General features: G+C 62.9%; 29 protein-coding genes. 9 read left to right on the top strand and 20 right to left on the bottom strand.

Going from position 1 to position 25419, the window contains the following annotated elements:
• Nucleotides 1–116 precede the first annotated feature (116 nt).
• The 3 genes from J2W94_RS04330 to J2W94_RS04320 are packed head-to-tail and all read left to right on the top strand — an operon-like array spanning nt 117 to nt 2115.
• Complete coding sequence (locus J2W94_RS04330) at nt 117–971, top strand: hypothetical protein (protein WP_310090485.1); 855 nt, start codon at nt 117–119, stop codon at nt 969–971.
• Entirely contained in the window at nt 949–1578 is a 630-nt protein-coding gene (locus J2W94_RS04325) for a hypothetical protein (protein ID WP_310090484.1), read from the top strand. The genes J2W94_RS04330 and J2W94_RS04325 overlap by 23 nt, the downstream gene beginning before the upstream one ends.
• A gap of 21 nt (nt 1579–1599) precedes the next feature.
• On the top strand, nt 1600–2115 hold the full coding sequence (locus J2W94_RS04320) for a hypothetical protein (protein WP_310090483.1): 516 nt from the start codon (nt 1600–1602) through the stop codon (nt 2113–2115).
• A 3-nt stretch (nt 2116–2118) separates the two neighbouring features.
• Here the strand turns inward: J2W94_RS04320 and J2W94_RS04315 are convergent, their stop codons facing one another.
• From J2W94_RS04315 to J2W94_RS04280, 8 genes are all read right to left on the bottom strand, one after another.
• Nucleotides 2119–2823, bottom strand: a complete 705-nt coding sequence (locus tag J2W94_RS04315; RefSeq protein ID WP_310090482.1) for a pirin family protein — start codon at nt 2821–2823, stop codon at nt 2119–2121.
• Between the two features lie 136 nt (nt 2824–2959).
• Nucleotides 2960–4432, bottom strand: a complete 1473-nt coding sequence (locus J2W94_RS04310; protein WP_310090481.1) for an efflux transporter outer membrane subunit — start codon at nt 4430–4432, stop codon at nt 2960–2962.
• Nucleotides 4426–5157 (bottom strand): SDR family oxidoreductase, encoded by a 732-nt coding sequence (locus J2W94_RS04305; RefSeq protein WP_310090480.1) that lies wholly within the window; start codon nt 5155–5157, stop codon nt 4426–4428. Before J2W94_RS04305 ends, J2W94_RS04310 begins: the two co-directional genes overlap by 7 nt.
• Nucleotides 5158–5227: 70 nt before the next feature.
• Nucleotides 5228–5962, bottom strand: a complete 735-nt coding sequence (locus J2W94_RS04300; RefSeq protein WP_310090479.1) for an SDR family oxidoreductase — start codon at nt 5960–5962, stop codon at nt 5228–5230.
• Nucleotides 5963–6082: 120 nt separating this feature from the next.
• Nucleotides 6083–9259 carry an efflux RND transporter permease subunit gene (locus tag J2W94_RS04295; protein WP_310090478.1) on the bottom strand — a complete coding sequence of 1059 codons (3177 nt, stop codon included), beginning with the start codon at nt 9257–9259 and terminating at the stop codon, nt 6083–6085.
• Nucleotides 9260–9458: 199 nt separating this feature from the next.
• Nucleotides 9459–10661, bottom strand: a complete 1203-nt coding sequence (locus J2W94_RS04290; RefSeq protein WP_310090477.1) for an efflux RND transporter periplasmic adaptor subunit — start codon at nt 10659–10661, stop codon at nt 9459–9461.
• A complete protein-coding gene (locus J2W94_RS04285) occupies nt 10658–11431 on the bottom strand; it encodes an SDR family NAD(P)-dependent oxidoreductase (RefSeq protein ID WP_310090476.1) in 774 nt (257 codons plus the stop codon). Before J2W94_RS04285 ends, J2W94_RS04290 begins: the two co-directional genes overlap by 4 nt.
• A complete protein-coding gene (locus J2W94_RS04280; protein WP_310090475.1) occupies nt 11428–11688 on the bottom strand; it encodes a hypothetical protein in 261 nt (86 codons plus the stop codon). Before J2W94_RS04280 ends, J2W94_RS04285 begins: the two co-directional genes overlap by 4 nt.
• A 97-nt stretch (nt 11689–11785) precedes the next feature.
• On the opposite strand from J2W94_RS04280, the gene J2W94_RS04275 reads away from it, so the two are divergent.
• The 3 genes from J2W94_RS04275 (at nt 11786) to J2W94_RS04265 (ending at nt 14080) form a co-directional block, all read left to right on the top strand.
• Nucleotides 11786–12808 (top strand): LysR family transcriptional regulator, encoded by a 1023-nt coding sequence (locus tag J2W94_RS04275; protein ID WP_310090474.1) that lies wholly within the window; start codon nt 11786–11788, stop codon nt 12806–12808.
• Between the two features lie 258 nt (nt 12809–13066).
• Nucleotides 13067–13546 carry a hypothetical protein gene (locus J2W94_RS04270; RefSeq protein ID WP_310090473.1) on the top strand — a complete coding sequence of 160 codons (480 nt, stop codon included), beginning with the start codon at nt 13067–13069 and terminating at the stop codon, nt 13544–13546.
• Nucleotides 13547–13741: 195 nt separating this feature from the next.
• Complete coding sequence (locus J2W94_RS04265) at nt 13742–14080, top strand: hypothetical protein (RefSeq protein ID WP_310090472.1); 339 nt, start codon at nt 13742–13744, stop codon at nt 14078–14080.
• 39 nt (nt 14081–14119) lie between these two features.
• On the opposite strand, the gene J2W94_RS04260 is transcribed toward J2W94_RS04265, so the two are convergent.
• The 3 genes from J2W94_RS04260 to J2W94_RS04250 are packed head-to-tail and all read right to left on the bottom strand — an operon-like array spanning nt 14120 to nt 15639.
• Nucleotides 14120–14773, bottom strand: a complete 654-nt coding sequence (locus J2W94_RS04260) for an MIP/aquaporin family protein (protein WP_310090471.1) — start codon at nt 14771–14773, stop codon at nt 14120–14122.
• Entirely contained in the window at nt 14770–15273 is a 504-nt protein-coding gene (locus J2W94_RS04255) for an arsenate reductase ArsC (RefSeq protein ID WP_310090470.1), read from the bottom strand. The genes J2W94_RS04260 and J2W94_RS04255 overlap by 4 nt, the downstream gene beginning before the upstream one ends.
• A 15-nt stretch (nt 15274–15288) precedes the next feature.
• Nucleotides 15289–15639, bottom strand: coding sequence for an ArsR/SmtB family transcription factor (locus J2W94_RS04250; protein WP_310090469.1), 351 nt, complete (start codon nt 15637–15639; stop codon nt 15289–15291).
• A 190-nt stretch (nt 15640–15829) separates the two neighbouring features.
• On the opposite strand from J2W94_RS04250, the gene J2W94_RS04245 reads away from it, so the two are divergent.
• Complete coding sequence (locus J2W94_RS04245; protein ID WP_310090468.1) at nt 15830–16492, top strand: hypothetical protein; 663 nt, start codon at nt 15830–15832, stop codon at nt 16490–16492.
• 8 nt (nt 16493–16500) lie between these two features.
• Here the strand turns inward: J2W94_RS04245 and J2W94_RS04240 are convergent, their stop codons facing one another.
• The 5 genes from J2W94_RS04240 to msrA form a co-directional block, all read right to left on the bottom strand.
• The gene (locus tag J2W94_RS04240) at nt 16501–17331 is read right to left on the bottom strand and encodes a CHAD domain-containing protein (protein ID WP_310090467.1); all 831 of its coding nucleotides are present in this window, start codon (nt 17329–17331) and stop codon (nt 16501–16503) included.
• A 117-nt stretch (nt 17332–17448) separates the two neighbouring features.
• Entirely contained in the window at nt 17449–18483 is a 1035-nt protein-coding gene (locus tag J2W94_RS04235) for an alpha/beta hydrolase family protein (RefSeq protein ID WP_310090466.1), read from the bottom strand.
• A gap of 90 nt (nt 18484–18573) precedes the next feature.
• Nucleotides 18574–18951, bottom strand: a complete 378-nt coding sequence (locus tag J2W94_RS04230; RefSeq protein ID WP_310090465.1) for a hypothetical protein — start codon at nt 18949–18951, stop codon at nt 18574–18576.
• A 317-nt stretch (nt 18952–19268) separates the two neighbouring features.
• Nucleotides 19269–19805: a GNAT family N-acetyltransferase gene (locus J2W94_RS04225; RefSeq protein WP_310090464.1), complete on the bottom strand. Its 537-nt coding sequence runs from the start codon at nt 19803–19805 to the stop codon at nt 19269–19271.
• A 292-nt stretch (nt 19806–20097) separates the two neighbouring features.
• Nucleotides 20098–20637, bottom strand: a complete 540-nt coding sequence (gene msrA / locus J2W94_RS04220) for a peptide-methionine (S)-S-oxide reductase MsrA (protein WP_310090463.1) — start codon at nt 20635–20637, stop codon at nt 20098–20100.
• Nucleotides 20638–20816: 179 nt separating this feature from the next.
• On the opposite strand from msrA, the gene J2W94_RS04215 reads away from it, so the two are divergent.
• Complete coding sequence (locus tag J2W94_RS04215; RefSeq protein ID WP_310090462.1) at nt 20817–21272, top strand: hypothetical protein; 456 nt, start codon at nt 20817–20819, stop codon at nt 21270–21272.
• A gap of 187 nt (nt 21273–21459) precedes the next feature.
• On the opposite strand, the gene J2W94_RS04210 is transcribed toward J2W94_RS04215, so the two are convergent.
• The gene (locus J2W94_RS04210) at nt 21460–22053 is read right to left on the bottom strand and encodes a hypothetical protein (RefSeq protein WP_310090461.1); all 594 of its coding nucleotides are present in this window, start codon (nt 22051–22053) and stop codon (nt 21460–21462) included.
• 203 nt (nt 22054–22256) lie between these two features.
• Between J2W94_RS04210 and J2W94_RS04205 the strand changes: the two genes are divergently transcribed.
• Nucleotides 22257–22652 carry a GFA family protein gene (locus tag J2W94_RS04205; RefSeq protein ID WP_310090459.1) on the top strand — a complete coding sequence of 132 codons (396 nt, stop codon included), beginning with the start codon at nt 22257–22259 and terminating at the stop codon, nt 22650–22652.
• 33 nt (nt 22653–22685) lie between these two features.
• Here the strand turns inward: J2W94_RS04205 and J2W94_RS04200 are convergent, their stop codons facing one another.
• The 3 genes from J2W94_RS04200 to J2W94_RS04190 form a co-directional block, all read right to left on the bottom strand.
• Entirely contained in the window at nt 22686–23135 is a 450-nt protein-coding gene (locus J2W94_RS04200; protein ID WP_310090458.1) for a hypothetical protein, read from the bottom strand.
• Nucleotides 23136–23294: 159 nt separating this feature from the next.
• Entirely contained in the window at nt 23295–23912 is a 618-nt protein-coding gene (locus tag J2W94_RS04195) for a dihydrofolate reductase family protein (protein WP_310090457.1), read from the bottom strand.
• 892 nt (nt 23913–24804) lie between these two features.
• Nucleotides 24805–25263, bottom strand: a complete 459-nt coding sequence (locus J2W94_RS04190) for a hypothetical protein (protein ID WP_310090456.1) — start codon at nt 25261–25263, stop codon at nt 24805–24807.
• Between the last annotated feature and the right edge of the window lie 156 nt (nt 25264–25419).

Here is a 25419-nt window from a genome sequence, read left to right as displayed (position 1 = left end):
CCCAGCGAGGCTGGAGCAAACACACTATTGGCCGCCTGAAGGCTGGATTCCGTAGGGCTTGCCAGCCGCCGTGCCGCCCGCCATGCTCGCCGTAATTCCTTGGAGGGGATTTCAATATGGCTGGAAAATCATCGAAGTGGGCCGCGTTTCCGCATGACGCCAAAGGCTTCGCCTATGCCGGCGATGCCTTGAAGAAAGCATGGCCAGCGCTGCATGCGGGCGACAACGAACCCTACCCCGATGCAAAGCGCGCGCAGGCAATGCTGGATGCTGCCGGCAAATCCGCGAAAGGCCTGGACGCCGCCACCCTTTCGGCGAAATTGCAGGAGGCTTGGCGCGCCTTCCACCACGGCGATTTCCAGGCCGCGTTCGAAACCGGCGAAGCGCTCGGTCCGCTCGGCGCCTCGGTCGCAGTGAAGGCGCTCGGTATCCACGCCACCTACCTGGTCGACGACGATGCCGAGAAACTCAAGCGTTTCGAACAGGCCGCCAAGCTGGCCGAAGCGGCGGTGAAAGCGCTGCCCGACGAAGCCAACAGCCACTACCGCCACGCCTTCGCGCTGGGCCGCTACAGCCAGGGCCTGAGCATCGCCAAAGCGCTGAAACAGGGCATCGCCGGCAAGGTGCGCGAATCGCTCAACGCCACTTTGGAACTGGCGCCCAAACATGCCGAAGCGCATACCGCCCTGGCGCTCTACCACGCCGAGATCATCGGCAAGATCGGCGCCATGATCGGCGGCCTGACTTACGGCGCCAAGACCGCCGAAGCCGAGTCGCACATCAAGACGGCCTTGAAGCTGACCCCGGACTCGCCTATCGCCCATGTCGAACACGGCAACGTTCTGTTGCTGCTGTACGGCGAAAAGAAAGAAGACGCCGCTGCCAGCGCCTTCGAAAAGGCCGGCAAGCTCAAGCCCAAGGACGCGATGGAAACGCTGGACGCGGCATATGCAAAATCGCAGCTCGAATAAGACGCTGCTCGGGGCGTCGCTGTACGCCTGCGCCTGCCTGGCGACTGCGCAGACGCCTGTGGGGAAACCCGCGATCGCTGCCGCTGCACCGATCACTGCCCCACCGATCGCCCTCCCTTCCCCCGCCGTCAGCGCGGGGGCCGACGCGCTGGCCGATGCCCTCACCTGTCGAATCAGTTACGAACGCTACCCGGGCCTGATGCAGGAGATCCGCGACGAGCGCGAAGACGATTTCAGCCAGGCCTACCGCCAGCTCAGCCAGCCGATGCTGGACGTGTACCGGCTGGAGGAGCCGATATCGGCATGGGGCAACGAAAGCGACGTCATCGTGATCGCGCCGAATCGCGTGATGATGGCGGTCAGCGGTTCGCTGGACGCGGTCACTGCCCAGCTGGAACATGCGCTCGAACAATCCAGCGAGTCGCCGCTGTCCGGCGCACTGGACGACCAGCACGCGCTGGTGATCTTCAACGCCGAGGCGCCCGGTCTTGAGGGCATGGTGCTGCTGGGCTGCGAATACCGCATCCCGGATATTTCGCTGCTGGAAAATCCAGACGATGCCTGGCGGAAACCGCCTGCCGTCCCCGCATCGCCGACCAAACCCTGATCGTCTTTGCCGGACCCGCGCTTGTCCGCCATCCTGCCCTGCCCGCTTCCCGATGCTTCGCTGCTGAGCCGTTATCGCCCGCAGCAAGGTGCGTACACGGATTGCTACTCGACCGAAATCGCCGTGCGCGTGACGCAGGCCGATTTCGTGGAGGCTTTCTACACCACTTGGGTATTCAAACTGGAGAGAACGATCCTGAAATGGGCCGTCGCCAAACCTTCCACCGATGCGCAGGCGACCTTGCTCGCCCAGGGCGGTCTCGATGCGTTCTCCGCATGGACCGTCGAGGACCGACGCGAAGATCAACTGCTGCTGTGCGATCTGCATGGCCGCACCCGATCATGGTTGATGACCGCAGCGGGCGAATCGGGCGACGACACGCGGTTGTATTTCGGCTCGGCGGTCGTCCCGGCCAAAGGATCGGAATCCGGAGCCGATATCGGCACCGGATTCCGGCTTCTGCTGGGGTTCCACAAGATGTATTCGAAAATTCTGTTAAAGGCCGCCGTTACGCGCTTGCAGGCCCGTAACGCCTGATCCTCACATCCGCGGCAAATCGAACACCAGCACTTCCGCACCCTTTCCTTCGGCAAGGCTCACCGAAGTTTCGTCCTCGAAAAGCAGCGCATCGCCCGCCGCCAGCTTGCGGCCATTCGCCACGATCCCGCCGCGCGCCACATGCACATAACCCAGCCGGCCTGGAGCCAGCGCCAGTTCGGCGCGCTCGTCGCCGTCGAACAAGCCCGCATACATCCGTGCGTCCTGGTGGATATCGACCGAGCCGTCCGCGCCATCGGGACTGACCACCAGCCGCAACCTGCCGCGCTTGTCTTCGGCGGAGAAATTCTTCTGCGCATAAGAAGGCGTCACGCCCTGCTTGGCGGGGATGATCCAGATCTGCAGGAAGTGGGTGGTGCCGGCATCGCTGTAGTTGAATTCCGAATGCTGCACGCCGGTACCGGCGCTCATGCGCTGCACGTCGCCCGGCACGATGCTGGAGCTGGTGCCCATGGAATCCTTGTGCCCCAGCGCGCCATCCAGCACGTAGCTGATGATTTCCATGTCGCGATGGCCGTGTTCGCCGAAACCGCGACCCGCAGCCACGCGGTCCTCGTTGATGACCCGCAGCGGGCCCCAATGGACATGGCTGTCGTCCTGGTAACCGGCGAAGGAAAAGCTGTGCCAGGAATCCAGCCAGCCGTGGTTGGCGTGGCCGCGTTCGCCGGCAGGTCGCAGGGTGATCATGTTTCGCGCTCCAGAAAATGGGTAGCGCAAAGAATGAGGGCCCTACCGGTGCAAAGTAAGGCCCTCGGAACCGACTAATTGTTCTACATTTAGAATAATAAGGCAGAACTTCGTCGGATTAGGCTCGTCCTTGTTATCAGCGGGAAGCAGTACTTTCCTTAGGAACGTATTGCGGCCAGCCGCCCGCCAACGCCTTGTATAGCGACACCACTGCGACCGTATTGCGCACCCTGCCCTGGGCGAATTCGTCCTCGGCCTGCAGGCTGGCGCGTTCGGCTTCCAGCACGTCCAGCACGTCGATGGCGCCGTTGTCGTAGCGCAGCCGCGCCGTGGCCGTGGCGCGTGCGCCTGCAGCGGCGGCGCGTTCCAGATGCGCGTTCTCCTCCGTGCTGCGGGACACCCGGACCAGCGCGTTTTCGGTTTCCTCCAGCGCCAGCAGCACGGTCTGTTCGTAAGCGGCCAGGTCCGCCGCCGTGGCCGCATTCGCGGCCGCGATCCGCGAACGCACCCGTCCGACATTGAGGAAGGAACCGTCGATGCCCAAGGAGATCAGGCGCGTTTCGCTGTCTCGCTCGAACAACGCACCGGCATCCAGCGCCTGCGTTCCGATCAAGCCGCCCAGAGTGAAACGCGGGAACAGATCCGCGGTCGCCACCCCGATGCGCGCAGTGGCCGCGCCTAATCTGCGTTCGGCCGCGGTCACGTCCGGGCGACGGCGCAGGAGGTCGGCGGGCGTACCCGCAGCGATGGTTTCAGGCAGCGAAGGCAACGGCGTGGCGGTATCCAGTCCGGCCAGCACGGTTTCCGGCGTCTTTCCCACCAGCACCGCAATGCGATGGGTAGCCACTGCGATCGCGGATTGCAAAGCGGGAACCCGCGAACGCGTGTTCTCCAGCTGGGTGCTGGCGCGATCCACTTCGAAGCTGCTGCTCAGGCCGGCACTGCTGCGCAGGTTGATCAGCCGCAGGGTCTGGGCCTGGTTGTCGGCGTTCTGTTGGGCGATGCGCAGCTGTTCCTGCAAACCACGCAGGCGGAAATAGGTTTCCGCCACGTCGCCCACCAGCACCACTTGCGCCGCGGCCAGATCGGCCGCGCTGGCTTCGGTCTCTGCGCGCTGGGCTTCGATGCTGCGACGGATGCGGCCGAAGAAATCCAGCTCCCATAGCGCGCTGATGCCGGCGCTGTACTGGTCGTTGTCGCGCCCCGGCCTGTCCACGCCCGGCATCTGGTCGCTGCTGCTGCGCGCGTCGCTGGCTTCGGCGCTCGCGCCCAATGTGGGCAGACGGTCGTACTTCGAATTGCGCAGCAATGCGTTGGCTTGTTCGTAATGCGCCAAGGCGATGCGCAGGTCGTGGTTGGAAAGCAGCGCTTCATCGACCAGTTGCTCCAGCACCGGATCGCCGAAACTGCGCCAGAATTCCACATCCACGGACGGCGTAGCCGTTTGCGCGGTCTGCGGCGGCGCGCCGTTGGAGGGCACGCCGTTGGAGGGCACGCTATTGGAAAACTGGTCGACCGCCGGCAAGTTCGGCCGCACGTAGTCCGGGCCGACGGTGCACGCCGCCAGCAACACGCTGGCGACGGCGACGGTAAGAGTACGGATCACCATGGCAGCACCTCGCCGCGGTGCTGGAACGTACCGGTCGGGCCAGCGTCGTCGAGCAGCGCCAGAGCCACGCTGGTAGCGGCGCCATCGGCCAGCTCAAGCTGCCCGTTGCTATTCATGTCGGTCTTCACCGAGCCCGGATCGGCGGCGTTGACTTTGATGGCGGTATCGCGCAACTCATAAGCCAGCTGGACGGTCCACGCATTGACCGCTGTCTTGGATACGTTGTAGGCCGGGACTTTGAAATCGTAGAGCTCCGAACCCGGGTCGCTATGAAACGCCAGCGAAGCCAGGCTGCTGGAAAGATTGACGATGCGTGCGGCGGGCGCACGCCGCAACAGCGGCAGCAGGGCCTGAGTGACGGCCACCATGCCGAACAGATTGGTGTCGAAGGTCTCGCGCCAGATCTCCAGGTTTTGTTCGGAAGGCGACTTGGCGAAGTCGTCCTTGAAGATACCGGCGTTGTTGACCAGGATATCCAGCCGGCCGTGGCTGTCTTCGACCTGTTTGGCAGCGGCTGCGATGCTGGCCGCGTCGCTGACATCCAGTGCGATGGCTTCTACCGGCAGTCCCTCCGACTTCAGCGCCTGGGCGGCCTCACGGGCCTTGCCCAGGTCGCGTCCGGCCAGCAGCGTGTGCACGCCGGCAGTGGCGAGTTGGCGCACGGTTTCCAGGCCGATGCCGCGGGTTGCGCCGGTCACCAGCGCGATTTTCTGACTGTTGCTCATGATCTACTCCGTTGACGCGCGCATGGCGCGCGGGATGTTTCGTGTTTCGTTCTGCGTGGTCCGCCGCTGTTCACCAGGGAAGGACGTTGTCCAGGTAACGGTACGAACCGTTGGGACCGGCATCGTCGATCAGCGCCAGGGCGACGCTGGTCTTGGCGCCGTCCGGAACATCGATCTCGCCTTCGCCCGCATTCATATCCGTCTTCACATAGCCCGGATGGATGGTGTTGACCTTGATCTTGCTGTCGCGCAGTTCGTAGGCCAGCTGCACGGTCCAGGCGTTCACCGCGCTCTTGGAGACGTTGTAGGCGGGAATCTTGAAGTCGTAGATCGGCGACGTAGGATCGCTGTGCAGCGTCATCGAACCCAGCAGGCTGGAGACGTTGACGATGCGGCCGGCCGGCGATTTGTGCAGCAATGGCAGGAACGACTGGGTGACGGCGATCAGGCCGAACAGATTGGTATCGAAGGTCTCGCGCCAGGCCTGCAAGGTCTGTTCCGAGATCTTCTTGCCCTGCTCGTCGCGCAGGATGCCGGCGTTGTTGACCAGGATGTCGAGGTGGCCGTACTTCTTCGCCACTTCATCGGCGGCCGCGGCGATGCTGGCCGTGTCGGTGACGTCGAGGACGATCGCCTCCACCGGCAGGCCCTCGGCCTGCAGTTTCAGCGCCGCTTCGACGGCCTTGGTGCGGTCGCGGCCGGCCAGCAAAGTGTGGACGCCGGTCTGGGCCAACTGGCGGACGGTTTCGAAACCGATGCCGCGGGTGGCGCCGGTAACGAGTGCGGTCTTGGATGCGTTGCTCATGGGGGATGCTCCGAATTTGTGGGGGAGTTGCTGATACGGGGCGGCGGATTGGCGCCGCCCATGCAATCGATAGGATGGGTCGCGCCGCCAACCGGCGCTATCCGATTCCTGCTTTCGCAATCAAGCCTGCACCGCGTGCGGCGCCGGCAGGGAGGGTTCGCCGTGTGTAACCAGCGGACGTCCCGACAGTTTGCGCAGGGCGACATAGAACACCGGGGTCAGGAACAGACCGAACAAGGTCACGCCCAACATGCCGGCGAACACGGTGATGCCGGTGACCGAGCGCACTTCCGCGCCGGCGCCATGCGACAGCACCAACGGCACCGTGCCGGCGATGAACGCCACCGACGTCATCACGATCGGGCGCAGACGCAGGCGGCACGCTTCCAGTGCGGATTCGACGATGCCCTTGCCCTGCATTTCCAGCTCGCGGGCGAACTCGACGATCAGGATCGCGTTCTTGCACGCCAGGCCCATCAACACCACCAGACCGACCTGCACAAACACGTTGTTGTCGCCGCCGGTCAGCCACACGCCGGCCAACGCGGACAGCAGCGTCATCGGCACGATCAGGATCACCGCCAGCGGCAGGGTCCAGCTCTCGTACAGCGCGGCCAACACCAGGAAGGCGAGCAACACCGCCAGCGGGAACACCACCAGCGCGGCCTTGCCCTGGGTGGCCTGCTGGTAGCTCAGGTCGCTCCAGTCGATGCCCATGCCCGGCGGCAGCACCTGCCCGGCCAGCTCGGTCACCTTGGCCATCGCCTCACCCGAGGACATCACCCGCGGGTCGGCGTCGCCCAGCAGATCGGCCGCCGGATAGCCGTTGAAGCGGATCACCGGATCCGGACCGTAGGTCCGCTTGATGTTCACCATCGAACCGATCGGCACCATCTCGCCGTTGGCGTTACGCGTGCGCAGGTTGGCGATGTCTTCCACGTTGTCGCGGAACTGGCCGTCGGCCTGCGCGATCACCTGCCAGGTGCGGCCGAACATGTTGAAGTCGTTGACGTAGGCCGAACCCAGGTAGGTCTGCAGCGTGTCGAACAACTCGGTCAACGGCACACCCTGGGCCTTGGCCTTCACCCGGTCCACTTCCGCGTCCAGCTGCGGCACGTTGGCTTGGTAGCTGCTGATCGGGAAGCCCAGGCCCGGCGTCTGCGAGGCCGCGCCCTGGAACGATTGCACCGCGGTCTGCAGCGCGCCGTAACCCAGATTGGTGCGGTCCTCGACGAACAGCGACCAGCCCGAACCGTTGCCCAGGCCCTGGATGGGCGGCGGCATCAGCGCGAACGCGAAGCCTTCCTGGATACCGGAGATCTTCTGGTTCAACTCGGCGGTGATCGCCGCCGCGCTGTTCTTGCGCTGGTCGAATGGCTTCAGGGTGAAGAACACCACGCCGTTATTGGGCGTATTGGTGAACTGCAGCGGGTTCAGGCCGGGGAATGCGACTTCGCTTTCCACGCCCTCGATTCCCTTCGCGATCGTCGCGATCTTCTTCAGCACCGCGTCCGTGCGCTCGATCGACGCGCCTTCCGGCATCTTCACGCCCGCGATCAGATACAGCTTGTCCTGCAACGGAATGAAGCCCGCCGGCACCGCCTTGAACATCACGCCCGCACCGATCAGCAACACCACGTACACGGCGAACACCGCGCCGCGCTTGCTGAGCGCGCGCGACACCGCGCCCTCGTAGCGCTGCGAGTTCTTCTTGAAGAAACGGTTGAACGGGCGGAACAGCCAGCCGAACAGGCGCTCGATCAAACGCGAAGGCGCATCCTTGGCCGCGTCGTGAGGCTTCAGCAGCTTGGCGGCCAGCGCCGGCGACAGGGTCAGCGAGTTGATCGCCGAAATCACCGTGGAAATGGCGATGGTCACCGCGAACTGCTTGTAGAACTGGCCGGTCACGCCGGTCAAGAAGGCCATCGGCACGAACACCGCGCATAGCACGAGTGCGATCGCGATGATCGGCCCGGACACTTCCTTCATCGCCAGATGCGCGGCCTCCAGCGGGCTCGCGCCCAGCTCGATGTGCCGTTCCACGTTCTCCACCACCACGATGGCGTCGTCGACCACGATGCCGATGGCCAGCACCAGGCCGAACAAGGTCAGCGTGTTGATCGAGAATCCAAGCAAATACAAAGCGGCGAAAGTACCGACGATGGATACCGGCACCGCGATCAACGGAATGATCGACGCGCGCCAGGTCTGCAGGAACAGGATCACCACCAGCACCACCAGCAAGGTGGCTTCCAGCAGCGTGGTCACCACGGCCTTGATCGAATCGCGCACGAAGATGGTGGTGTCGTAGATCGACTCGTACTTCACGCCCGGCGGCAAGGTCTTGGCGATCTCGTCCATCTTGGCGATGACCGAGTCGCGGATCTCCAGCGCATTGGCGCCGGGGGCCTGGAAGATGCCGATGGCCGCGGCATTCATGCCGTCCAGGCGCGCACGCAGGGTGTAATCGCCTGCGGCCAGCTCGATGCGGGCCACGTCGGACAACTTCACGATCTCGCCGGCGGCACCGCTCTTGAGCACGATGTCGCCGAACTCCTCGGTGGTGCTCAGGCGGCCCTTGGCGTTGATCGGCAGCAGGAAATCGCTGCCGTTGGCCATCGGTTCGGCGCCGAGCTGGCCGGCCGAAACCTGCACATTCTGCTCGCGCACCGCGCGCAGCACATCGCTGGCGGTCAGACCGCGTGAGGCGACCTTCTCCGGATCCAACCACAGGCGCATGGCGTAGTCGCCGCCGCCGAAGGCCTGCGCATCGCCGACGCCCGGGATCTTGGCCAGTTCGTCCTTCACGTGCAGACGCATGTAGTTGCGCAGGTACAGCGAGTCGTACTTGCCGTCGGTGGACACCAGGTGCACCACCATCAGGAACACCGGCGACTGCTTCTGCGTGGTCACGCCCTGCCGGCGCACATCCTCGGGCAGCCGCGCCAGCGCCTGGCTGACCCGGTTCTGCACGCGCACGGCGGCGTCATCGGCGTCGACGCCGGGCTTGAAGGTGACGGTCAGCTGCAGCACGCCATCGGAGCCGGCGATGGACTTGACGTACATCATGTCCTCGACGCCGTTGATGGCTTCTTCCAATGGCGTGGCCACGGTTTCGGCGATCACCTTGGGGTTGGCGCCGGGATAGACAGTGCGCACCACCACGGAGGGCGGCACCACTTCCGGGTATTCGCCGATAGGCAGCATCGGGATCGCGATCAGGCCTGCGGCGAAGATCACGATCGACAACACCGCGGCGAAGATCGGCCGGTCGATGAAGAATCTTGAGAAGTCCATGGGTGGATTTCCTGTAACTGGAGAATCTGAAAAAGAGAACCCGTCTCCCTGCAAAGCAAGAAGTCGAACCCTTCCCCTGTTTCACGGGGGAAGGTGCCCGAAGGGCGGATGGGGGCAAGCTTTTGCCTTTCGGGGAGGTAGCGCGAAGAGCACCCCTCCCCAACCCTCCCCTGCTACGCAAGGGAGGGGGCTTTCATGGCTACTTCATCGCTACTTTCGGCGCGGGTTCTGGTGCGCCCATCGTCACGGTCTTCGCCTTCACCGGCATGCCGGGGAAGAACACCTTCTGCACGCCGCTGACGATCACTTTGTCGCCGCTGGCCAGGCCTTTTTCGACGATGCGCAGTCCGTTGGCGGTGCGTCCGAGTTCCACGTCCTTGCGCTGCGCCTGGCCCTTGGCGTCGACCACGTACACGTACTTGCGGTCCTGGTCGGTCAGCACCGCCTTGTCGTCGATCAGCATCGCCTTGAACTCGCCGCTGCCCAGCACGCGAACCCGTGCGAACAGGCCCGGCGTGAACACACGGTCGGCGTTGTCCAGCAAAGCGCGCGCGCGGATGGTGCCGGTGGCCGGATCGACCTGGTTGTCCAGGAAATCGACCACGCCGGTGTGCGGGAAACCTTCCTCGCCCACCAGTCCGACCTGCACCGGCACACCCGCACCGTTCTCGCTCGGACGCTCGCCCTTGCGTGCCAGCTCGGCGTAATGCAGGAAGGTGCGTTCGTCGGTATCGAAGTGCACATGCATCTTGTCCAGCGATACCAGCGTGGTCAGCACGCTGGCCGAGTCGCCGGCGCTGACCAGATTGCCGGCGGTGACCAGCGCGCGACCGGCGCGGCCGCTGATGGGCGCACGCACCTGGGTGAATTCCAGATTCAACCGCGCCGCATCGACCGCGGCCTGGGCGGCGGCGACATTGGCCTTCGCTTCGGCGGCGGCGGAGCGCCGCTGTTCGTAGGACTCGGTGGAAATGGCCTGTAGATCGGAGAGCTTCTTCGCGCGTGTCGCCTCGCTGCGGCCCAGTTCGGCCTGGCTGCGGGCGCGGGCCAGATCGGCCTGGGCGCGCGCGAGCTCGGCGCGATAGCTGCGCGAATCGATGGTGAAGAGCACATCGCCCTTGCGGACTTCCTGGCCTTCTTCGTAGTTCACGCGGTCGATGTAACCGGACACGCGCGGGCGCAGGTCGACGTTTTCCACCGCTTCCACGCGGCCGCTGAAATCGTCCCACTGGCTGACCTGCTTGATCAGCACCGGCGCGGCGCTGACTTCCGGCGGCGGCGGCATCCCGGTTTCGGCGGCCTGGCCGCTGCAACCCGAAATCACCGCGACGGACAGCGCGAGCATCACGCCCAGCGCTGTGGTGCGTAGCGCACGGTTTTCAAGAAAAGAGATGGCGTTCATCGATTGGTCTCGTGGGTGGACAAGGGGAAAGGGAAACGGTTGAAAAGCGGCTGCGGCGGCGTCAGCGCGCGGCCCGCGTCGAAACGCACCACCGGCTGCGCGCGCTCGGTGCGGGTCAGCAGCGACACCGCATGGCGGCCCACGGCAATGGCGCTGGGCCATTCGGCGCAGGCATTGCGTGCGTTCTCGGGCGTGCACACCGGCTGATCTACGGACAGCATCTGCACGCGCACGCCCAACGGGTGCGACTCTTCGTGCAGCACGTTGGTCAGCATGCGCAGCGCGGCGGCGGTGATGGAGGCATGGCCGTAACCGGCCCAGCCGCGTTCGGCGTAAGGCCCGCCGATCAGGATGTAATGCGAAGTGCCTTCGCTCTCGGCCAGCAGCGGCACCAGATGGCGCGCGGCGGCAAGGTGCGGCAGCATATCCATGTCCAGTTTGCGGCGCAGGAAGTCGGTGGGCTTGTCCATCAGCCGGCCGCCTTCCAGCGGACTGGCCAGGCTGGCGAACACCGCGCGCAACGGACGCTTGCGTTTGCGCAGGTTCGCCACCAGCTTCGCCGCATCCTCATCGCTGGTGATGCAGCCGGTGGTCATCAGTTCCAGCGCGGGTTCGCCGGCGAAGTGTTCGGCCAACGCTTGCATGCGTGGTCCGTCGCGCCCTACCGCAAGCACGGGGCTGCCGGCTTCCAGCAATGCGCCGACAACACCGAAGCCCACCGTGCCGCCGGCGCCAAGCACCAGGATCTCGGGGTTCAATATCCCACTCATGGGACTTTTACTCCCGTCGATGGGATAATCCCAATAGTAGCGATAGTCCCACGACCCTTCCGTCCAAGCCGCACCCCGCCGCCGGTCTGGCTGCGATGGGGGGAGGTGAATTCGCGAAAAGCCGTACCGGACAAGCGATTGGTCAGCGCTTTCAGCTCTGAAAGCGTTGTCTCTTCGTTGATTTCGGGGTCCGGCTCGGAGCGGAAGAAGCGGGAAAACAGCATGGCGGCAGCGGGCTCTTTGGGGCGTGCCGACAAGATAAACCTGCAATCAGGACTTGATTAGTCCGAATTAAAGGGAATAATAATCCCGTCAGCGGTCCAATACCCGTACCACCCCCACCGGGAGTTCCTCATGAGCCACGATCTCAACGACACCCTGATCTTCGTCAAGGTGGTCGAACACGGCAGCTTCATCGCCGCGGCCAATTCGCTGCGTCTGCCCAAGACCACGGTCAGCCGCAAAGTGCAGGAACTGGAAACGCGCCTCGGCGCGCAACTCCTGCATCGCACCACCCGCAAGCTGGGCCTTACCGAAGCCGGCAACATCTATTACGAACACTGCCAGCGCATCGCCCGCGAATTGACCGAAGCCGAGAGCGCGGTCAGCCAGTTGCACGCCGGCCCGCGCGGCTGGCTGAAGTTCACCGCGCCCTACTCCATCGGCATCGACAAGATCGCGCCGCTGCTGGGCGAGTTCCATGCGCGCCATCCGGAAGTGCGGGTGGAGATGATCCTCAGCAACGAACCGCTGGACCTGATCGGCGGCGAGATCGATGTCGCCCTGCGCATCGGCAACCTGCCCGATTCAAACCTGGTCGCACGTCGCCTGGGCAGCCTGCGCACGCAGGTATACGCCAGCACCACCTACATCGCCAAACACGGCGAGCCCTTGCATCCGGACGACCTGCAGCACCATCGCACCATGGCCATGCCCAAGCATCGCCACGGCAATAGTTATCAGTGGACCTTGAACGACGGCGTCGGCGATCGCGACTTCACCGTCAATCCGATCCTGGTCGCCAACGATCCGGCCGCGCTCAAGGGCGCTTTGCTGTGCGGCGAAGGCGTGCTGATCGCCGCCGACGTGATGGTCAAGCCGTTCGTGGAGATGGGCCATGTGCAGCGCGTGCTGGCCGGCTGGACGGGAGGGGAGTACGAATTGAACGCGGTGTTCCCACGCGGCCACGTGCAGTCGCCCAAGGTGCGCGCTTTCGTGGACTTCCTGCTGGAGCGGCTCAATCTGGAGATCGACTACATGAGCGTGCACTGCCCGCTGCTGATGGCGCAGACCGAGCTTGCCAAAGTTCGGGAAGACGCTGTCGAAGCCGAGACCGCCGCGGTCGGCCAGCGTATTTTGGAGACAGTGGCTCCTTGATGCCTGCGAAGCTCTGATCTCAACCATCGTCATCCCGGCGAACGCGGGGATGACGGACACACCAGTTCCGTAGGTCGGCCCCCGTATCAAGTACGGGGCGGGTTCTACGTGGCCGACGCAACGTAAATCCGCAACATTACGTAACGTCGGGGACGTAGCCCCGACCTACGTGACACCAAACTGAAACAAAACCGACGCAAACTTGTTGCCTGGGCGTAATGCCGGGCGCTGCCTGGCCGCTCCGTTGGAGAAACCGGCATGTCCGCAAAGTTCGCCCTTGCTTTGACGCTTGTTCTGGCGTCTTTCGCCGTACTGGCCAAGCAGCCCTATGTGGATATCGAACAACGCCTGACCGCCGAGCAACTGCACGCGACCGGGTTGGACCAGCTGTCGCCCGAGCAACTGAAGCTGTTGAACGGCCTGCTGCGCGAGGACGTGGTCAAGGCCGTCGAAGCCAGCAAGACGGAAGCGGAAACCGAACGCGCCTCCTCCTCGTCCCTGATCGGCCTCAACGATGAGCCCATCCGCAGCCGCGTGAAAGGCTCGGTCGGCGGTTGGGAACCCGGCACCGTGTTCGAGCTGGAGAACGGCCAGAACTGGAAGGTGCTCAAGGGCAGCATGAAACTGCGCAAACCTTTCGAGTCGCCCGAGATCGTCGTCGTCCCCGGCATCGCCGGACGCTGGTTCCTGCAGGTGGATGAGGACCTGCCGAAGGCGCGGGTTTACCGGATCGACTGAGTCCGCATCGTCGGAACCGGGATCTGCGTTGGCTCCTACCTGAACCATTCCCCGAGGAATTGCACGGATATCCGTCGCAATGCCCGCTTCCACCGTACGCAAAGGCCATTCGGTCGCTGCGTTCAGACTGGTGCTGTATAGCTGGCATGTCGCTGCAAGAGCGACGCTGATGGCTGACGCCACGGAGGCTTGCTTATGCCTATGAACAACTCCGCCGCACAAGCGGCAATGGACTGGATGCCGGATCTGGGGCGGGAACTCCTGCACTGGCAACGCAGTTATCCCGATGGGCCGTATTTCAAGTCCGGCCTGGAGTTCGAACGCTATATCGCCACTTTCAAGTTCGGCTACGACACTTTCCTGCTCAACCACCGAAAGAGTCCCGCCGAATTGCAGTCCAAGCTGTGCCATCAATACAAGGACGGTGTGGCAGCTTGCGACCGCATCGACTGGGCCGAGGCCGAGATGATCGTCTCGGCCACTTGGGCGCGGTTGGCGGATGCGGATTCCGCGCGGGCGGCGATCAGGCTTTAGCGGGAAAAGCTCGACCTCCAGTCGCAATGGGTTCCGGAATCAGATCTTCTGCTCTGGGCCAAGAAGTTTGTGGATACCGACGCCGATCGCCGCGCCGATGCTTTCGGCAATGACGAAACCCGGCACGTCGGACGGTGCGATTCCAGCGAAACTGTCGCTGAACATGCGTCCGAACGCGGCAGCGGGATTGGCGAACGACGTAGATGAGGTGAACCAGTACGCCGCGCCGATATAAGCGGCGACCATCGCCGCAACGCGCGACGACGGCGCACGCAACACCACCAGCAGCAGCCCGGCGGTGGCGACCGCCTCGGCCAGCCATCGCCCGCCGCCATGCCGCGGCTTGTCGGAGAATTGGAGGATGGACATATCGAACATCGCATGTGCGAGCCATGCTCCGCACGCGGCACCCGCCAACTGGACCACGAGGTAGCCCGGCAGCAACTTCCAAGGCAACTCGCCACGGGTGGCCATCACCGCGCTCACCGCCGGATTCATGTGCGCGCCACTGATCGGACCGAACACTTCGATCAGGATGTAGAGCCCGCCCATGGTCGCAAGCGTATTGGCGAGCAAGGCGATCGCATCGTTACCGCCCGCCAGCCGTTCGGCCATGATTCCCGAGCCGATGACCGTAGTGAGCAGCAGTCCGGTTGCGATGAACTCGGACAGGAGCCGGCGTGGCGGACTCATCCGGCTTCAACCTTCCCGATTTCGCGCAGCTTCGTCTGCGCCGCCAGGCGGTCGAGGCTTTCCAGCGGTAACGACAGCAGAAGTTCGACGCGGCGGCGGAGCGTGGCGAACGCCGCGGTGTAGGCATGCCTGCGGGCGGCCTCATCGCCGGTTGCCGCCACCGGATCGGCAACGCCCCAGTGGGCGAGCGCCGGATGGCCCAACCATATCGGACAGGCTTCGCCGGCCGCGTTGTCGCAGACGGTGATGACGATATCCATCTCGGGCGCGCCTTCGGCAGCGAATTCGTCCCAGTTTTTGCTGCGCACCTGGCTGGTGTCGTAGCCGATCGCCTCGGCAAGTTCTTTCGCCATCGGCTGCACGTGGCCGCTCGGACTGCTGCCGGCGCTGAACGCCTTGAAGCGGTCCTTGCCCAGTACGTTCAGGATCGCTTCCGCCATGACGCTCCGCGCCGAATTACCGGTACAAAGGAATAGCACGTTGTAGATTTTGTCTGCCATCGTTGGCTCTCGAGGTCACAAGGAGGGATTCAGCGCCATGCTTTCTTTCGGATCAGAAACATACGATTGACCGCCGCACGATCGGCCGCCGCAACAATTTTCGGTCAAGAAGCCGAGCAACGCGTTCATGTGCTCATAGTCGGCGCGGACACGGATCACCCGCCCCTCGCGTTCGTCCGTGACCAGCCCTGCGGCGCGAAGCTGGTTCAAGTGGGAAGTCAAAGTGGCGGCAGGCAAATCGAGCGCATCGCGCAACTGGCCCACCGCCAATCCTTCCTGCCCCGCCTGCACTAGCGCCCGATAGGCCGCGAGGCGATGACCATGGGCGAGCGCACGGAGGGCGTTGACGGTTTGAGCGGTATCCATCTTTCAACATTTCCCGAATAGTCGAATGTTTACAAGGAAAGATTGCATCTTTGTTACAAAGGGAGACCCGCTCCGCCGACCGATGGATGAGACCTGGGCGGCGCCCGTCAGGACCATCCTGTCTTGACCCTGTCACGACATGAGCATCGAATCCTCCGCAACCGCGCAGAATCGGGGAGAGAGGGGCGACATGGCTTCATTTCACAAGCAGGCCGCGCTAGCGCCGCACGCAGCCATCAGGCTTCTGGTTTTGCTGCTGCTCCTGCCAGCCGCACTGGCCATTTCCGGCCGCGCGCAGGCTCAGCAATGGCGTATCGCCAGCGAAAAAGACGGCATACGAATGGAGACCCGGCAGCTTCCGGGCGAGCGCTTCGACGAACTGCGCGTCAGCACCTCGCTGAAGGCTTCGCCGCAAACCGTCGCCGATTATCTGTTCGGAAAGTACCTGGACGAGAAGAACAGAAACATCCGCCGCACGTTCATCAAACGCGAGCGGGAACTCACGATCTGGTCGGACGTGCTCAATACGCCGATGATCAGCGAGCGTTGCTATTCCATGCGTTTCGAAAGACAGGCCCATGCCAACGGCGAAATCCGGGTGCGGTTCGTTTCGCTCGATTACGTGGGCAATAAACCCAAGCCGGATTGCATCGCGCTGCGCTCGCGCGGCGAATGGGTGATGACCCCGAGCGGCACCGGCACCCGGCTGACCTATGCCTCCCTGACCGATGTCGGCGGCAAGGTTCCCGTGTCTTTGGCGCGCCACTCGCTGTCGGCCGCCGCGATTTCGAGCGTGCGCAAGGTGGTCGCGGGTGCGTCCGGTTTGGCCCTGCCGCGCGGAATCGGCGACTGAGGTCCGCTCTAGGCTTCGACCGTTTGACTGGCGAGGGTCTTTCGCAGCGATCCGAGTTTTTTCTCGACCAAGCGATTGAGCTGATTGCGATCGGTCCAACGGATCGGCGAGCGGTCCGATTCGCAGAATTCGAGCAACAGCGAACAATCCTGCTGCTGGCCGAGCAAGGAAGCGATTCCCCTGTCGTCGTACTCCACGGTGGATTTGATTCCCGCCTCGGCCAGGATCCGTTGTTGCTGCGACTGCCGCCTCGCCTTGCGTCGCCAACGGTGCCAGTCTTCGTCTTCGCCGGTTTTGTGGGCTTTCTTTGCGGCTTTTCGGGTCTTTTCCTTGCCCAGGGAAAACGCGGCTTCGACTTCGCGGTTAGCCACGCTACTCCATGCCAGTCCGTCCAGAGCGACGTTGATGCTTGCCAGCAGGTTTCTAGCCTGGAGAAAATCCGGGTCCGCGGCGATCGCCGCTTGCAGCACGATCCGTCTGGCCGCGACCGCGCTTCTACGCGCCCTGACCAGAAGCCGCAGCCATTTCTCACCATGGGTCTGGGCCGCAAGGTGGTCGATCGCTTCCACCAGCGCCTGCGCGTCGCGGACGCGGGAAAGGCCTTGGTTGATTTCGGAAAGCAGATAGCTGAGGGCCTCCGCACCAGGGCCCAGCGTTGCGCCTGCCAGCGCCAGAATCGAACGCACCCGCCGGATCGACTTGCGCGCCTGATGCACGCCTTTGTGCCGATGCCCGCCCTTCCAGCCCAGGCACTGGCTCGCACGCGTCAATTGGTGATCCGCAATGCCGCGCAAAGCGGCGCCCAGATCCTTCGGCGCATCTTTCGAGTGAGCGTTCATGACTGGCGTAGCGGGCCGCGATCCGCCCAGCATACGGCAAATACGGCGCCCTCAATTTAAGACCAAAGTCCGGTGCCGCAGGTCGAACCTGGGCACCGTCGAGCGCCCCAATAGCGGCTAGCGGCGCTCCACGTACTCGGAAAACAGCGCCCGGTGTTTGCGTTCCCACAGATCCAGGGTATCGGCCTGTCCGAAGACCTGATCGAGGAAGGCCAGCGACAATCCTTCCGTCGCGGTCTTGACCTCGGTCGCCACTTCCAGCGAATCGAAATAACGCCGCTCGGTGAAGACGTTGTGGCTACCCTGCTTGTACACGGCCAGCGCCTTGAACGGGCCGCCGGTGGCGTCGAATATCTTCAGCCGGTCCTCGAGTCCCGATCCGAAACCCGGAATGCGGATGACATCGTCGGCGGTGGTGACATGCAAGGTGGGGATAGCGATACCGGACAGGATCGGCGCGAAATCCTTTTCGCCGTAGAAAGGCGGCGCCGAGATCACGATGGCGGCGCGAATGCGCGGATCGCGGAACTGCAGCAGGCGCCCGTCGCGCACGACTTTGGCGCCAGCGGCCAGCAGCGTGGTGTTGGCCCCATAAGAATGGCCGGCAGCGACGATACGGTCGCGGGCGATGTGCGCGCCGCGTCCGCTTTGCAGCAGGCGATCGAGCGCAAAGCTGAAGTCGTGCACGCGGGCGATCGCTTCCTGATCGCCGGCGGCCCGCTGGAAACGCGCGACCAGCGAGAACACGTTGCCCTGCCAGAGGGCGCGGTCGCTTCCCACATGCTGCAGGTGCAGGCTGGCGATGCCATGGCTGGCCCAGTACCGCCCCAGGTAGGAATATCCATCGCGCGAGCTGCCGATGCCATGCGAGAAAACGATCAGCGGCACTTTCCCAGTACTCGCCGATTCCGGCCAGAACAAACGCGCCGGCACGCGCCGCGCACGGCCGGCATCGGTCCATTCCAGGTCGGTAACGGTGAAATGCTCCTGCCCGGGAGTGGCCTGCGCGGCAAAAGAGGCGACGGAATTCGCGTTCGCGTGCAGCCAGGCCGACATCGTCGCCAGCGCGACCGCCAGCAACATCAGCCCACCGATGCGCAGACGGGCCGAACGGCGGAACAGAGAAGAGAGCGGCAGGTTCTTGAGCTTCATGATGTCGAGGGTCTTACGGTGGGGATGACGCAAAGACGACTGCCCCGCCGGATCGGCGGGACGATGGCCTTGCGCGAGGTCGCGGCAGGCTTAGTTTTTGGGGCGTCCGGCTTTGAGCGGGCGCAGCGCGTCCAGCGCCGTGCGCAACTTCGCCTGGTCCAGGCTTGCCAACACTTGCAGGCCGGCGCGCAGGAGTTCGCTTTTCTTGGTCGGCCGCTTGAAGTCCAGCGCCCGGTCCTTGAGCGCGGCGATTAACTCGAAATCCTCGCGCGGCAAGGTGAAGCTGTCGCGGACCAGTTTGTCTTTCTTTGGCGGCTGCGCCGGCAAGGCCGCCATAGGGGAAGATTTCCGCTTCGCTGGCGTTGCCGGCTTTTCCGCCTTGACCGGCTTTTCGGACTTGATCTTTTCGGACTTGATCTTTTCCGCCGGTGATTTTCGGCTGCCGCCCTTCGGTTGATTTCGCTTCATTGCGGAAACCTTATTAATTATTTATACCATTTATATCATATAACCGATTCTGCGCAAATTGGCGGCGGCTGCTGGAGTCAGCGTCCAGCCGGTCGCTAGATCGCGGGGTACTCGCTTTCCCCGACAGCCGGTCGTCCGGCCATCTCGGCTGCAATTCACCTATAAGGTGAATTAGTCGGCGATTTACATTATCTGGAAGCGGAAATTCCCTACTCTTTCCTGTGGCAGCATCCGCACGTCAATGTACGCATCGCGTTCATTGCGGTGTAACCTACGGCGTGCCGAACGGCTTCCAAAGGCCGGCCGGGCCTGAGTCGTTAGCTTTCACCGCAATTAATGGCGAAGACGTGCTCAACGCAGGGATGCCCCTTGAACACGGCATCTACCGTGCTGGTCATGCGCATCCCTACCCGCTCAAGCAGTCTGATGGCCGGGACGTTGCGGGCGTCGGTAATGGCGATCACCCGGGCAACAGGGGTATGCATGAAAAGCAGATCGAGGACCGCCCGGACCGCCTCATTCCCGAACCCTCTGCCTTGCGACGGGGCGCCAAGGGAAAAACCGATCTCCGCCTGTTCCAGATCGTCGGCGACGCAAACACCCACGTCTCCGATCAGCTGGTCGTCGCCGCGAGTCGCTATGCCGAGTTGGCACCAGTGGTCTGGCTGCAACAGGGAGGCCGAGCTTTGCTCATGCAGAAAGGCGGCAGCTTCCGATTCCGACATGGTCGACCAGCCCTGATACCTGGCTACCTCGGGGTCGCTGCGATAGGCATGAAAGGCGCGCAGGTCGGACGGCCGCAGTCTGCGGATCGATACACGGTCGCAGTGATGGGGTAGCGGCAGGAGTGTCACTTGCGAAGCATCCACCATCGATGCAGATAGTCGAACGCGTGCCCCGCAGACAGAAACGACAGGACCACGGTAATCAGGAAAAGACCAATGAGGAGATAGTCGATCCAGTTTGTGCCCGGAGCGTCAAAGCCAAATGCGACTATGAACATGCAGGAGAAACCAAAAAACGCCAAGGCTCTAAGCCGCTTTACTGTTTGCAGCCTAGGTTTCTGACCAGTCATACGCATTCAGCTCTTCAAGTAGATCTCAATTGCTCGGCCTCTTGAGATCGGACGATCCCTGCTGCGGCACCCTAGTCCCGCATGAAGTGACAGCTATACCCGCCCGGATGCTTACGCAGGTAATCCTGGTGGTAGGACTCGGCGCTGTACCAGGTGGCGGCCGGTTCGATGGAGGTGGTGATGGGCTGTTTCCATTTGCCCGAGGCGTTCACGCGCGCTATCACCTGTTCGGCCGTCGCCTTTTGCTCGGGAGTGTGCGGAAACAGCGCGGACCGGTACTGGGTGCCGACGTCGTTGCCCTGGCGGTTGAGCGTGGTGGGGTCGTGCAGTTTGAAGAACCACTTTTCCAGCAGATCTTCGTAGCTCAGGATGGACGGATCGAAGGTGATCCGGATGGCTTCGGCGTGGCCGGACTTGCTGTCGTGGGTGTCGTCGTAGGTCGGGTTCTCCAGCCAGCCGCCGGTGTAGCCCACGTCGGTGTCGATCACCCCGGGCACCTCGCGCAGGATTTCCTCCACGCCCCAGAAGCAGCCGCCGGCAAGGGTTGCGATCTCGGTGCCCTGCCCCCCGGGGGCTGATGGATTGTTGGCGGCGGTGTCGTGTTCGCTCATATCGGCTTTCCTCATCGCATTATGCGGATCCTGAGGGGAATCGTATTCCACTTTCCCGTCCCGGCGCGGTGTTTTGGATGAAGCCCGCAGCCGCCTTGGGGGAACCTGCCTGCCGGGCTGGTTGCGGCCGCCTTAGTGCGCTATTTTGCCTCTGCCGACCATGGAGCAGGGACACGAAGATGAAAGCAACGATCCTGATTTCGCTTTTGATTGCCGGGTTGTGGATCCACGACGCGACGGCCGCGGCCGCCGAGCCGCCCATGCTGGAGCAGATAGTGCTCCAACAGAAAGAGATACGCGGGGATGTGCTGGCGGGCACTGGACGCTACAAGGACATGCCCACCGTCACCAAGGAACGGCTGCTATCGAAACAGGCGCGGCTGCTCGACATGATCGGCGATAAGCGTTACGCGTCGGAGCTGAGCAAGAAACAGCGCGTCGAGGCATTCAATGCGCTCGAATGGATAGAAGCGACGATCAACAACGATCCCGACAACCGACTGGTCTGCGCGCAAGAGCGCAAGGTCGGAAGCAACCGCATCATCGATGTCTGCAGGACGGAGCGGCAGATAAAGAAAGACCACGATCGCGCACGCCGCCAGTTGGTCGAAGGGACCATGCCGCTGGAGATCTGACCGGGCTTACCCGAAAGAATCGTCTTCGAGTTCGCGCACGGCTCGGAAACGGCACTCATTGATCTAAAGGACATCTCGGTCTCCAGCCATCCGGCTCAGCAAGGTAGACCCGTTCGCGATCTGTCGCTGACGCCAAACACCCGCCAATCTACCGCCAGCGTGCGCAGAAGCTGGCCGGACTACCGGCTTACCCCACTCGACCCAATGCGATCGCCGATCCCGTGAACGGCAGCACCAGGTCGTAGCCCGGCGGCGGCGGAACCACGGGGGTGACTGCGGCGGTGCCGAACTGGGTGACGCCCTGTCCCAGGCTGTAGGCGACGTCGTGGCGAAGGCCGCCGAACTCGAACGGCGTGCTGGCGATCAGGCGCGCGGAGAACACGTTGTCGCCCATCAACGGCTCCGCTGTCGTACCGAGGGTGGCGGCGACCGTCGTGCCCACCACCAGGCTGGCGCGGCGGAAGGTGGCGATGCATTCGCCCTGCGCGAACGAAGCCGGGTCGTCGAAGTTTCCCGCCGGTTGCCGCTGCAGGTACAAGGAGAATTCGCCGATCGGATCGAGCCCGAGCGACAGCGCGCCGTTGGTCACGGCCTGCGACTTGAACGGCGTGGCGGCGAAGGTGAAATGCGCGGTCGTCTCCCCGGGTTGGCCGTCGAAGAGCGGCACGTCGAATAGGGGCAGATGCAGGAAGTAACCGTAATCGGCCAGCGAGCCATCGTTGGTGCGATAGAAGCGGCCGGTGGCGTACCAGGCGAGTTCGGCGGGTAGCAGAGCGGTCATGAGGTTCGATCCTTCGATTGGAAGTTGTTCGGCGGTTTGCGTGCGTGGCACACGTTACTGCAGCCATGACCGGGCCTGGGAGAATCCGGTTCCAATTATTGCTTCCAGCAGCGGCGGGCGAATCCGAAAGGGGGAGCCGCCGCAGGCGATGATCCGCTACGCTCTACCCGCGCTACGGCACTTGTTTTTAGAGGAGACGCAGCATGGAACGATTCACCGGTGGTTGCCTGTGCGGCAACGTCCGCATCGTGGCGTCGGGACGCCCCTACCGGGTCGGCCTTTGTCACTGTCTCGATTGCCGTAAGCATCATGGGGCCCTCTTCCATGCTTCGGCGGTGTTCCCGCAGGAGGCGGTGACGATCGAGGGCGAGACACGCGACTACGCCGGGCGGTTCTTCTGCCCCCGCTGCGGCTCGTCGGTTTTCGGGCGCAGTGCGGACGAAGTCGAAGTGAACCTGGGAACGCTGGATGCTCCCGACCAACTGAGGCCGACCTACGAGCTCTGGACCCTTCGTCGCGAGTCCTGGTTGCCGCTGTTTCCGCTCGCCAGACGATACGAACGCGATCGTGAGTCGGCGGGTCGCTTTGAGAACCCGTAAGACGGAACCGCCGCAAGCGATGCGAGGTTCGCCTTATGCGGGCTCTGCCGGGCGTACGGCCGTAGCCACTATCCGATGGTGCTCATGCATCTCGATGGCCGCCTTCAACAGCCCGACGTATCCAAGCCCCAGCATCAGCACGCCGAAGCTGACTTCCTTGAGGATGCCGCCCTTGGAAACGAAAAAGCCGAACATCCCCAGAGCTAGAAAGAGCAGCGTCGTGCCCGAGATCACCATCAGCGCGAGCGTCCCCTTGCGCGGGTCCTCCCATATCTTCTTGGAGAAATTGTTCTGCGTCTTGGTGGTGTCCTGCAGCGTCGAAAAACTGATCGCCAGCCCGCTGAAGATCAGCGCACTATTGATGGATGTCCAGAATTTTTCGAAACCCGCGAAGTACGGATAGACCACATAACCCAGCGCAACCAGCAGCAGCGGGTACTGCAGATAGCTGATGACCTGGAATAATTGCTTCACCTTGCCCATGCGCGGTCCTCCCGACCCTGGTATTGCCGACGATCTACCGTCCAATCTCTTAAAATCCCCGGCCGCGCTAGCCGATGTGCCGGCGACCCTGCACGATTTATAAGCGACCGACGACATCAACTCAACAAGAATAATCCGCACGGTTCTACCCGGGCTAGATCACTCAGAATCTTTGAACGTTCCTGTACGCACCCCGCCGCTGCATGCATAGCGGGCGAGCAGCACGCCACTGGCCGTGCGGGTCGAGTGGGTCACGGCGAAGGCCGACGGTTGTGCGTTGTCGTCGAACAGGCGCTTGCCGCGCCCAAGTACGACGGGATAAATCATGAGCCGGAACTCGTCCACCAACCCGGCGGCAAGCAGTTGGCGCACCATATCGCCGCTGCCCCACGTCATCAGGTTGGCGCCGTCCTGCTTTTTGAGCGCGCGTACCGCGTCGGCCAGGTCGCCCTGCAGCGCATGGCTGTTGTGCCAGTCCAGCGTGTCGGGTCGATGAGTGGCCACGTGCTTGGGCACGCTGTTGAACCGGTCGGCGATTGCATTGCCGGCTCGTACGTGCGGCCAGTACGCCGCCCATATGTCGTAGGTGCGGCGCCCTAATAGCAACTCGAACGGCTGCGAGAACAGGTCCTGCAAGTTCTGGCCGATGGCTTCGTCGGAATACGGTACCGTCCAGCCGCCGAGGCGGAATTCGCCGCTGGGATCTTCTTCAGGCCCGCCGGGGCCTTGAATCACGCCATCCAGACTGAGGTGTTCGGCGACGATGAGTTTGCGCATAGTGTTCTCCGACTCGGCGGACCCGAGCGGTCCTATGGATACGACGAACGATTTGCATGCGGATCGACAACTGACCCAACGATCAGCCGTAGGGTGGGCCCTGGCCCACCACTGCCATGTTTCCGGTTGTAATGACTTCGGAGAGACTACGTTGACTCCCCTCTCCCTTGATGGGAGAGGGTGGCCGAAGGCCGGGAGAGGGTGCGCCGGAGCCTTCAGTAGCGAACAAACAGAAAGATCACGAGTGAGAAAAAGCCAAAGCACGCAAGGCCAGGTAAAGGCCGCCGAATCATTGATTGCCGTCCGTATGTCAGTCCTGCACCAACCCAGTCGGTCGCCCTTCCCTTCTTCTTTCGATCATACCTTCCCGTGGGATCAGCCTGGGCTCGAGCTTCGCCACCCGGCCCAAAAGCAGTAGGTGCGACCTGTAACGTGCCGACATCGGCACGTTCCGCCTTGCGCATGGGGCTTGGAATCCTATGCATGGCCTGCGGAATCCCACCTTTGGCTCTTTTTCACCCGTTCGCTAGCCTGCAAGCCTCGTTTTCGCGAAGCCCGGAGCTTCACGCCCGACCTTCCGAAGCCGGCGGCGGAGCTATTTGCCTTGCGGCCAATTCCCGGAACCCGGCCGATGATGCTTGGAGGCCGGAATCTGCAAGGCTTTTTGCTTTGCGGCTGCGTTCGGATTGCCGCGTTCGGGGCTCGGAGCGTTGCGTGTGGGGTGCGGATGCCCGGACGATGGCTCTTTTAGGGTTGCGGCTGGGTGTGCGGAAAAGAGGACGCCGATGCCGCCATTGTGGACGTAGCTCTCAATGTAATGGTTGAAATAGTCCACGTGATCCGTCGCCCGAACTAAGCCGGCCCGCGAAGCGGGCTCGGCTTGAATGAATTGCTAGCTCTCAAGAGAGAGCAGCTCTCTGCTGACCAAAACCTCAATCTCCTTCCTGGTGAGAGTCACTTCCCTAACCTCGCGGCAGACACTCTCAAACATTACGTCCTTGAAACACGCGATGTAGTGCTTGTCGCGGCTAAACGAAGAATCAGAGTGTCGTGGATGAACACGATTGGCAACCATCATCTCGTGAATCCATGGCGAGTTCTCGACAACATACAGCCCATAGAGACCTAGCCCGTACTTTGCCAATGGATGGCCGCCGCGGGCCTCGTCATTGGAGCCGCCGTATCTGCAGCGGGCCGAGTCAAAATGCAGAGCCTGCGTAGTGTCGCCATTCTTCTCGAGGAACAGGTAAGCGTCACTTTGCGTCAGGATGACGAAGTTCTCATACATGAAAGGGTAATCCCGATTGAGCTTTACCTCGGACACGGAGACAGTTGGTTCCTTTTCAAACATGTCGTGATCTTTCCCTGAGAACTAACGCCTGAATAAGTCGACTCGCAGCACGGCGTTCGGCTTGATTTAACTATTAGCCCACTACCGAGTTTCTTTACCTTTGTCTAAGCAAGGTGGCGGTGGTGGGCGCATAGAACTAATCTCGTCTACCCCGTA

This window comes from Pseudoxanthomonas sacheonensis, from assembly GCF_031455975.1.
Lineage (GTDB): Bacteria > Pseudomonadota > Gammaproteobacteria > Xanthomonadales > Xanthomonadaceae > Pseudoxanthomonas_A > Pseudoxanthomonas_A sacheonensis_A.
The sequence above is the reverse complement of the archived record's forward strand: the minus strand, read 5'-3'. Positions and strand labels throughout refer to the sequence as shown.

Excerpts from the sequence above, each read along its gene's own strand:
- J2W94_RS04205 (WP_310090459.1), top strand. The coding sequence starts at position 22,257 with ATGGAACGATTCACCGGTGGTTGCCTGTGCGGCAACGTCCGCATCGTG.
- J2W94_RS04195 (WP_310090457.1), bottom strand. The coding sequence starts at position 23,912 with ATGCGCAAACTCATCGTCGCCGAACACCTCAGTCTGGATGGCGTGATT.
- J2W94_RS04190 (WP_310090456.1), bottom strand. The coding sequence starts at position 25,263 with ATGTTTGAAAAGGAACCAACTGTCTCCGTGTCCGAGGTAAAGCTCAAT.
- J2W94_RS04305 (WP_310090480.1), bottom strand. The coding sequence starts at position 5,157 with ATGAGCAACAGTCAGAAAATCGCGCTGGTGACCGGCGCAACCCGCGGC.
- J2W94_RS04215 (WP_310090462.1), top strand. The coding sequence starts at position 20,817 with ATGAAAGCAACGATCCTGATTTCGCTTTTGATTGCCGGGTTGTGGATC.
- J2W94_RS04290 (WP_310090477.1), bottom strand. The coding sequence starts at position 10,661 with ATGAACGCCATCTCTTTTCTTGAAAACCGTGCGCTACGCACCACAGCG.
- J2W94_RS04230 (WP_310090465.1), bottom strand. The coding sequence starts at position 18,951 with ATGAAGCGAAATCAACCGAAGGGCGGCAGCCGAAAATCACCGGCGGAA.
- msrA (WP_310090463.1), bottom strand. The coding sequence starts at position 20,637 with ATGAGCGAACACGACACCGCCGCCAACAATCCATCAGCCCCCGGGGGG.
- J2W94_RS04235 (WP_310090466.1), bottom strand. The coding sequence starts at position 18,483 with ATGAAGCTCAAGAACCTGCCGCTCTCTTCTCTGTTCCGCCGTTCGGCC.
- J2W94_RS04200 (WP_310090458.1), bottom strand. The coding sequence starts at position 23,135 with ATGGGCAAGGTGAAGCAATTATTCCAGGTCATCAGCTATCTGCAGTAC.
- J2W94_RS04310 (WP_310090481.1), bottom strand. The coding sequence starts at position 4,432 with ATGGTGATCCGTACTCTTACCGTCGCCGTCGCCAGCGTGTTGCTGGCG.
- J2W94_RS04265 (WP_310090472.1), top strand. The coding sequence starts at position 13,742 with ATGCCTATGAACAACTCCGCCGCACAAGCGGCAATGGACTGGATGCCG.
- J2W94_RS04210 (WP_310090461.1), bottom strand. The coding sequence starts at position 22,053 with ATGACCGCTCTGCTACCCGCCGAACTCGCCTGGTACGCCACCGGCCGC.
- J2W94_RS04295 (WP_310090478.1), bottom strand. The coding sequence starts at position 9,259 with ATGGACTTCTCAAGATTCTTCATCGACCGGCCGATCTTCGCCGCGGTG.
- J2W94_RS04300 (WP_310090479.1), bottom strand. The coding sequence starts at position 5,962 with ATGAGCAACGCATCCAAGACCGCACTCGTTACCGGCGCCACCCGCGGC.
- J2W94_RS04275 (WP_310090474.1), top strand. The coding sequence starts at position 11,786 with ATGAGCCACGATCTCAACGACACCCTGATCTTCGTCAAGGTGGTCGAA.
- J2W94_RS04245 (WP_310090468.1), top strand. The coding sequence starts at position 15,830 with ATGGCTTCATTTCACAAGCAGGCCGCGCTAGCGCCGCACGCAGCCATC.
- J2W94_RS04285 (WP_310090476.1), bottom strand. The coding sequence starts at position 11,431 with ATGAGTGGGATATTGAACCCCGAGATCCTGGTGCTTGGCGCCGGCGGC.
- J2W94_RS04270 (WP_310090473.1), top strand. The coding sequence starts at position 13,067 with ATGTCCGCAAAGTTCGCCCTTGCTTTGACGCTTGTTCTGGCGTCTTTC.
- J2W94_RS04255 (WP_310090470.1), bottom strand. The coding sequence starts at position 15,273 with ATGGCAGACAAAATCTACAACGTGCTATTCCTTTGTACCGGTAATTCG.
- J2W94_RS04325 (WP_310090484.1), top strand. The coding sequence starts at position 949 with ATGCAAAATCGCAGCTCGAATAAGACGCTGCTCGGGGCGTCGCTGTAC.
- J2W94_RS04330 (WP_310090485.1), top strand. The coding sequence starts at position 117 with ATGGCTGGAAAATCATCGAAGTGGGCCGCGTTTCCGCATGACGCCAAA.
- J2W94_RS04240 (WP_310090467.1), bottom strand. The coding sequence starts at position 17,331 with ATGAACGCTCACTCGAAAGATGCGCCGAAGGATCTGGGCGCCGCTTTG.
- J2W94_RS04260 (WP_310090471.1), bottom strand. The coding sequence starts at position 14,773 with ATGAGTCCGCCACGCCGGCTCCTGTCCGAGTTCATCGCAACCGGACTG.
- J2W94_RS04250 (WP_310090469.1), bottom strand. The coding sequence starts at position 15,639 with ATGGATACCGCTCAAACCGTCAACGCCCTCCGTGCGCTCGCCCATGGT.
- J2W94_RS04315 (WP_310090482.1), bottom strand. The coding sequence starts at position 2,823 with ATGATCACCCTGCGACCTGCCGGCGAACGCGGCCACGCCAACCACGGC.